The sequence below is a fragment of the Corynebacterium sp. MSK297 genome (assembly GCF_030232885.1).
GTDB lineage: Bacteria > Actinomycetota > Actinomycetes > Mycobacteriales > Mycobacteriaceae > Corynebacterium.
The window spans coordinates 815-1,259 of record NZ_JASPGD010000029.1 but is presented as its reverse complement, the minus strand read 5'-3'; the positions used below and the strand labels follow the sequence as shown (position 1 = coordinate 1,259).

1 protein-coding gene is annotated in these 445 nt (G+C 50.3%); it reads left to right on the top strand.

Annotated elements, in window-relative coordinates; all coding sequences use genetic code 11:
* Positions 1 to 445: VaFE repeat-containing surface-anchored protein (locus QP888_RS10980; RefSeq protein WP_284813590.1), on the top strand; the 445-nt coding region annotated here is incomplete at both ends.

Sequence of the window (445 nt, the reverse complement as noted above, 5' to 3'; positions counted from 1 at the left end):
GATTTCGACGAATGCTGATTTCGCTGATGGTGCTACGCAGGTTGTTGCTGGTGCCACGGTTGTCGATACTGTCGATTACAAGGATTTGGTTCCTGAGAAGAAATACACTCTTCAGGCTGAGTTGATCTCGAAGGAAGATGGCGAGACTGTTCTGGGTAAGGGTTCGAAGACCTTTACGCCTGAGTCTGCTGATGGTCGGACTACGGTTGAGATTAAGGTCAATGATTCGGTGACTGAGCCGGTTGAGGCTGCGGTTGCGTTTGAAGAGTTGACCTCGACTGAGGTTGATAAGTCTGGTAAGGATACTCCGAATGCTGAGCAGCCGAATAAGATTGCTGAGCACAAGGATATTAACGATGAGAATCAGACTGTGACCTCGGAGGAGGAGACTGAGCCTGCGGAAGAGCAGTCTGGTAAGACGCCGGAGACTTCGGAATCGGCTAAG